We start from the raw sequence: 5593 nt of genomic DNA on the forward strand, positions 1-5593 counted from the left end.
CTACTGCGGACTGGCTGCGGACTGGCGAACGGGAAACGCCCCCGCTCCTGCCCTCCTGGGGGCGTGGTGCGGGGGCGCAGGGCCGCGTGGCGCGATGGCGCCCCAAGAGGACGACCCTTGCCGGCTGCAGGGGAGTGATCCCAGCCGGCCCGTTCAGGCGAAGCGTGTCGACACCGCTTCGTAGGTGACGCGGATCCGGTGCGGCCAGATCATGCTGCCCGCTTCCGAAACCGGTTGAGGACGAACAGCTCGGCGAGGGTCCAGCCGGTGAAGCCGCCCCGCAGGGAGTGCGAGAACGGTCCCATCGTCTCGTCGGTGGCGAGCTGTCCCGGGTTGGTGACGAGGCGCGCGGCCGCGGTGGTGATGACGGCCGCGATCTCGTCGTTCGGTTCGGCGCCGGTGAAGCCCTGGTCGCGGGTGTACGCGCGGGCCATGGCGGCGACGATGGGGACGGACTGCCCGGCCAGGGCGACGAGCTGGGTGTTGTCGCCCTGACCGAGGAAGTCCGCGACCTGCTGGCCGGTGACCACTACGGGGTCTTCGTGAGGACGGCGACGGCCTCGGGGTGCAGCAGACCCACGTCGTAGCGGCAGGTGACGCGGAGGCCGACCTGGTCGTACTCGGCGTACCGCTCATTGAGCACCGTTACCGACGGCGCGGTGTCGCGGGCCACGGCGATGGTGGACGTGTCCGCGAGGATCGCCTTGCCGGCAGCGAGCTTGTTCGTGATCGTGCACGGGATGCCGAACAAGACCGACCCGGCGGCCTTGGTCGGGTCGGGCTCGAGCAGGTACCGCTTGGAGCTGGTGCCGTCCTTGAGCTTGCGCAGGGCCGCGAAGTCCGCGCCGGAGATGAACCACCGGTTCGGGGTGACCTCCTGGGCGTTGAGGGCTGCGATCGCGTCGAGCAGGCTGTCGGCGTTCGTCACGTCGAGAGCGCCGGTGGTGACGCCGGTCTGGTTGATGATGCCCTTGATCGAGTTGGACGCGCCGGCACCAGCCAGTAGGGCGTCGTCGAGCAGGTCCGAGACGTCCTTGACGAGGCGGTTCTTGAGGACGGCGTCGATGCCGATGACGGACTGCCGGACCAGCTCGTTGGTGAACCGGATGATGGTCTTGATCGACGTCCGCTCGTTCGGCATGAGCTTGATCTCGTCGAACGCCACGTCGGCGGTGTCGGGGATCAGGCCACCCTCGGCGACGAACGTCGGGGTGGAGCCGGAGACGAGGCGCGGGACGCGCAGCTCGCTCGAGGTGTCGAACACGCGGACGCCGGAGCTGAGCACGACGGACGCGGCTTCGAGGGGCTGCACCAGCAGTGATGCGACCTGGTCCTGCAGCAGGGTGGGATTGGATGCCGTAGTTTCGGCCATGATGTGCCTCCTGGGGCGATTTGGAATCGGGAAACCCGCGCCACCAGGACGACTGAAGGGGCCGCGTTCCAGACGCGACCCCTTCATCGTATACCCCTCGGGGGTACTTAGTCCTTCATGTAGATGGTCGTCTCGATCTCCCTGAGCCGCTCGACGATGAGGTCGAGGGTGTCCATGAGGGCTTCGAACTGTTCGGGGTTCATCGCTGGCCGCCGAGCAGTCCGAGCAGGTCGACCGTGCCGGAGCTGTTTCCGGCTCCCTGCCCCACGTCGCCAGTCACGCGGCGGGCCGCGAGGTGGGGCTTGCGGGTGAGCAGGTCATCGACGGCCGCGGCCAGAGCGTCGGGATCGTCGAGGTGGGCGTCGTCGAACGGCAGGTCGCTGGGATCCTGCAGGCGACCGTCCGCGGCCACCAGGGCGGCATGGAGCCGCTGGGCGAGCTCGTCGGCGCGTTGGCCGGCGTCCCGGGCGTCCTGCCGGTACTTGCCGTTCTCCTGCCGCAGCTCTTCCACGTACGCGCGCGGGAACGTGTCGCCCTCGGCTGCGGGTGAGTTCGGCTCACTCTCAGCTGCGGGGTCCTGCTGGGGCCCTGCAAGTTCCTCCGGGGAACGCTCAACGTCAGTGGTCGTGGACTCGGTGTCCACGGCTTCGGTGGTCTGGTCGTCGGTCATGCTGCTGCCTTTCGGGTGGCGGGGACGGGGGTGCAGCGGCAGCCGGTGTGCCGGTGCATGGGCTTGTCGGACGGGTAGATGTAGCCGATACCTTCGGGGTCAAGGTGCTTCTTCTGCAGCCACACACACAGCTCGCACGCGCCGGCGTTGAGGCGGCGTCGGTAGCCCACGGCACCGTGACCGCGGTAGGTGTGCACCAGCTGCTGCTGCGCGGCGTCGGTGGGCTCGTTGCGGCCGATCCGGTCGAGCTGGGCCCGCAGGTCGTCGGCGCTGTCGAGCAGCTTGGCGACCGTGGCGGCGGACTCCGCGAGGCGTGCCGTCTCCGCTGCGACGGTGACCGGGGTCGATCCGTTCGGGGTGACCGGCGCACCCTCGGCCAGGTAGGCGCTGCCGAGCCAGTCCGCGCCGCCGCGGGCGTAGGCGTTCGCGGTACCCACCAGGTGCACGAACACGTCCTCGAACTCGGCGGTCGTCAGCGTGCCGCTCTGCCAGTGCTCGTACGCGGCGACAAGGGCATCGGAGAGCTGCCCGCCGAGGCGGTCGACGAGCAACTCGAACTGCTCGGCCAGTTCCGCCGGGGTCATGCCGCGCCCCCGAACAGCTGGGCCACGTTGACGTTCGCGACGGCGTCACGGGTGCGGGCGGCGTGGATCTCGTCGATCTCCGCGTCCGAGTAGCCCAGCCGCTTGAGGGCGTACGAGGCGGGCAGGATGCCGGCCTGGTAGAGCTTGGTGACGGCGTCGGCTTCCTGCGCGGTCGAGCGGGTCGAGGCGTCGGCCCACTGCACCCTCACATCCACACTGCGGACGTCGGCACCGTCGCGGACAGCGACCATGAGGCGGGCGACCTGCTCCCAGTCGCGGCCGAACAGGGCCTGCTTGGTCTCGGCGCGCGCGGTCAGGGCGGCCTCCGACGCGCGGATCGCGTCCGCCGAGGTGGGGTTGTCGCCGCCGATACCGAGGGCGTGTTCGGGGAGCCCGGACACCGCGGCGATCTGCCGCATGATCGTGTCGATGCCCGTGCGGTACCCGGCAAGGTCCGTGCCGGAGAGCTGCCCGAACTGGGCCTCGGGCTGCTCGGCGATGAGCATCTTCGTGGTCTCCGCGAACGGGCTCACGGGGTTGCCGTCCTCGTCCTCAGTCAGCTCGACGCCGGTCGCCCACCGTCGCGGGCGGGCGCTGGTCTCCGACGCCACCAGCAGATCCGTGAGCAGCTTCGTCAGCGCGTCGGACAGGTCGATGATGTCCTCCATTTCCGAGCGGCCCTCGAGGTCGAGGATCCGGTCGGCGTTGAGCAGCCGCACCACGGGCACGACGCCGAGCGGGTTGTCGAGCTCGTCGACGAGCTTGAACCCGGCGGTCGTCGCCCCGGTGCTGTTGGCGCGGTACCGCTCGATCCGGTCCGGCAGGAACAACGTCGCCTCGGTGGTGGCGGCGGTCTCCCACCGCTTCAACGCGGCGATCGTCTGCCGGGTCCCGGGGTCGGTGATCTGCGCCATCTGCTGCGCGGACTCGATGCTCACCTGCGGGCGGCCGTCCTGGTCGGCCCACACGATCACGTACCCGGCTCCGAGGATCATGGCCTCACGGTGAGCGGTGTCGGTGCGCTGGTCGAGGTCGTTGCGCAGCCAGTCCACCCACACGTCAGCACCGGTGAACCCGGTGATCCGCAGCCGCTCGACGAGGCTGTTCACCAGCACGCGGGGGATGTTCGACGAGACGCGCCGCAGGCGGTCACCGAGGACGGCCTGCGCTTCGGGTGCGAGGTAGGACAGGGGGCTGGTGCCGGCGTAGTACCGGTTCAGGCGCGAGTACTTCCCGGCGGGGGCGTCGACGGCCTGCAGCAGAGCGGTCAAAGTGTCAGTCATGTTGTGCTCCTTACGATTTGAACCCGACGACGCGCCGGGTGGTCTGGGAATGGTGGGCGGCCCGGTCGAGGGCCACGATCGCCGCGACGGCGGCGTCGATCTTGCGGGGACTGTTCTTCTTGTCCTTCGAGACGAGGTCACCCATCGGGGTCCGTTTGGCGATGCAGTGGGCCACGTGCGCGGCCAGGCGGGCATCCCCGTCGTGGGAGACGGCCCCCGTGACGACGGCCTGATACAGGCGGTCGGTGGCCGGTGCCATCCGCTGAGCGTGGGCGGTGTTCCACTCGACGACCTTGCGTTCACCGTGCCGCTGCGCCCACGCCTCGATCTCGCTGCGCCACCCCCACGGGTCCGCGGCCAGCTCGATCACGTTGTACTTCTGGAACGCCATCTGCACGGCCATGTCTACGTCGGCGCGCGGCACCCGCCAACCACGATCGTTCGGGTTCTCCCACAGGCCCTCGACCCACAGGTGCGGGTCCGGGCCGACGGTGCAGCCGACGAGGGCGGTCGAGTCACCGGAGGCGGATCCGTCGAACGCGAGCACGACCTTGTCGCGGCGGCCCAGCACGCGGGTGCCGGCCGCGCAGGCATCCCACGCGCCGAACGGCAACCACGCCTCCGAACCGGTCACCCACTGGCCCAGCCGCAGCTGCCGGAACACCGGTTCGCGGATCGTCTTCATCGCAGCGAGCAGACCGTCCTCGGACAAGAACGGCCGCTCGCACGACAGGGCCGGGTTCGCGATCCGCCACGCCTCCCGGTCGTCGACCGCGCACCCCTCGGGGGCCGCGTACTCGGTGAACGCGAACGCCGGATCGTCCCCCGCCCGCCCGTGCTCGACGAGGGCCCACATGATCGAGTCCGGTGAGCCGGCCGGCGTGGAGATCGCGAGCGTCAGCGACTCCGGGCGCTTACCGGTCACCGATGAGACGGCCTCCCACGTCGCCTCGGTGACCACGTGCAGCTCGTCGACGATGAGCAGCGACGGATCGTGACCGTGCAAGGCACCCGGGTCCGCAGGCAGCGGCAGCAGCAGCCCGTCCGTGTCCGGGACCGTGATCCGGCCATCAGCGAACGTGTGGCACCGGTCCGCGAGCTCCGGGTTCAACTCGATCATCCGGCGAGCCATCCGCGCGATGATCTGCGCCTGCCGCTGGTCACTGGCGACCACAAGAACCTCCGGCGACTCGTCGTTGACGAACAACTCCGCGACCGCGAGCATCGCCCCCAACGCCGACTTGCCGTTCGCCCGCGGGATCGACAGCAACCCCGTGCGGATCCCCGGCGCGTACGCCTGCTCGATGAACTCCCGCTGAAACGCGCGCAGGTCCACAGGCTCCCGCGCACCCACACCCTTCGGGACCACCAAGTAGTCCGCGATGAACCGGAGCCGGCGCGCGGCACGACCCGCCGGATACCCGCCCAGATCCAGCGCACCAGCGGTCAATTCACCCTTCGGGCCAGCCCTCATGCATACCCCCCGGGGGTGTATATCGCACATTCTGCCTTGCCCACGGGTGTCTGTGTGCCCCCGGTGGGGTCCTGTCCCCTGGTGTTGCCGTCTGGTTGGCCTTGTGAGCGACGTTCAGCGGACCGATGGGTTCCGGGGCGGGCGGCACCTCTGGCGCGGTTGCAGGGGCCGCAGACGACGTCTATGTCGCGGAGGCGGATGGGGAGTCCG

At 69.9% G+C, this 5593-nt stretch carries 6 protein-coding genes; all 6 read right to left on the reverse strand.

Annotated elements, in window-relative coordinates; translation table 11 throughout:
• Positions 1 to 209 precede the first annotated feature (209 nt).
• The 6 genes from HF999_RS21910 to HF999_RS21935 all read right to left on the reverse strand — a co-directional run bounded on the left by HF999_RS21910 (position 210) and on the right by HF999_RS21935 (position 5359).
• Entirely contained in the window at positions 210 to 530 is a 321-nt protein-coding gene (locus HF999_RS21910; RefSeq protein WP_168547879.1) for a hypothetical protein, read from the reverse strand.
• Positions 530 to 1372 carry a phage major capsid protein gene (locus HF999_RS21915; protein ID WP_210734059.1) on the reverse strand — a complete coding sequence of 281 codons (843 nt, stop codon included), beginning with the start codon at positions 1370 to 1372 and terminating at the stop codon, positions 530 to 532. The genes HF999_RS21910 and HF999_RS21915 overlap by 1 nt, the downstream gene beginning before the upstream one ends.
• Before the next feature lie 199 nt (positions 1373 to 1571).
• The gene (locus HF999_RS21920) at positions 1572 to 2042 is read right to left on the reverse strand and encodes a hypothetical protein (RefSeq protein WP_168547880.1); all 471 of its coding nucleotides are present in this window, start codon (positions 2040 to 2042) and stop codon (positions 1572 to 1574) included.
• Positions 2039 to 2626 carry a hypothetical protein gene (locus tag HF999_RS21925; RefSeq protein WP_168547881.1) on the reverse strand — a complete coding sequence of 196 codons (588 nt, stop codon included), beginning with the start codon at positions 2624 to 2626 and terminating at the stop codon, positions 2039 to 2041. The genes HF999_RS21920 and HF999_RS21925 overlap by 4 nt, the downstream gene beginning before the upstream one ends.
• Positions 2623 to 3909 carry a phage portal protein gene (locus HF999_RS21930; RefSeq protein WP_168547882.1) on the reverse strand — a complete coding sequence of 429 codons (1287 nt, stop codon included), beginning with the start codon at positions 3907 to 3909 and terminating at the stop codon, positions 2623 to 2625. The genes HF999_RS21925 and HF999_RS21930 overlap by 4 nt, the downstream gene beginning before the upstream one ends.
• Before the next feature lie 10 nt (positions 3910 to 3919).
• The gene (locus HF999_RS21935; RefSeq protein ID WP_246208438.1) at positions 3920 to 5359 is read right to left on the reverse strand and encodes a terminase large subunit domain-containing protein; all 1440 of its coding nucleotides are present in this window, start codon (positions 5357 to 5359) and stop codon (positions 3920 to 3922) included.
• Positions 5360 to 5593 lie beyond the last annotated feature (234 nt).

The sequence above is a fragment of the Tsukamurella spumae genome, assembly GCF_012396015.1.
In the GTDB taxonomy this organism is placed as follows: Bacteria; Actinomycetota; Actinomycetes; order Mycobacteriales; family Mycobacteriaceae; genus Tsukamurella; species Tsukamurella spumae.

Bases quoted from the DNA above. Each gene is read 5' to 3' on its own strand.
- HF999_RS21915 (WP_210734059.1), bottom strand. From the start codon at position 1,372: ATGGCCGAAACTACGGCATCCAATCCCACCCTGCTGCAGGACCAGGTC.
- HF999_RS21920 (WP_168547880.1), bottom strand. From the start codon at position 2,042: ATGACCGACGACCAGACCACCGAAGCCGTGGACACCGAGTCCACGACC.
- HF999_RS21925 (WP_168547881.1), bottom strand. From the start codon at position 2,626: ATGACCCCGGCGGAACTGGCCGAGCAGTTCGAGTTGCTCGTCGACCGC.
- HF999_RS21930 (WP_168547882.1), bottom strand. From the start codon at position 3,909: ATGACTGACACTTTGACCGCTCTGCTGCAGGCCGTCGACGCCCCCGCC.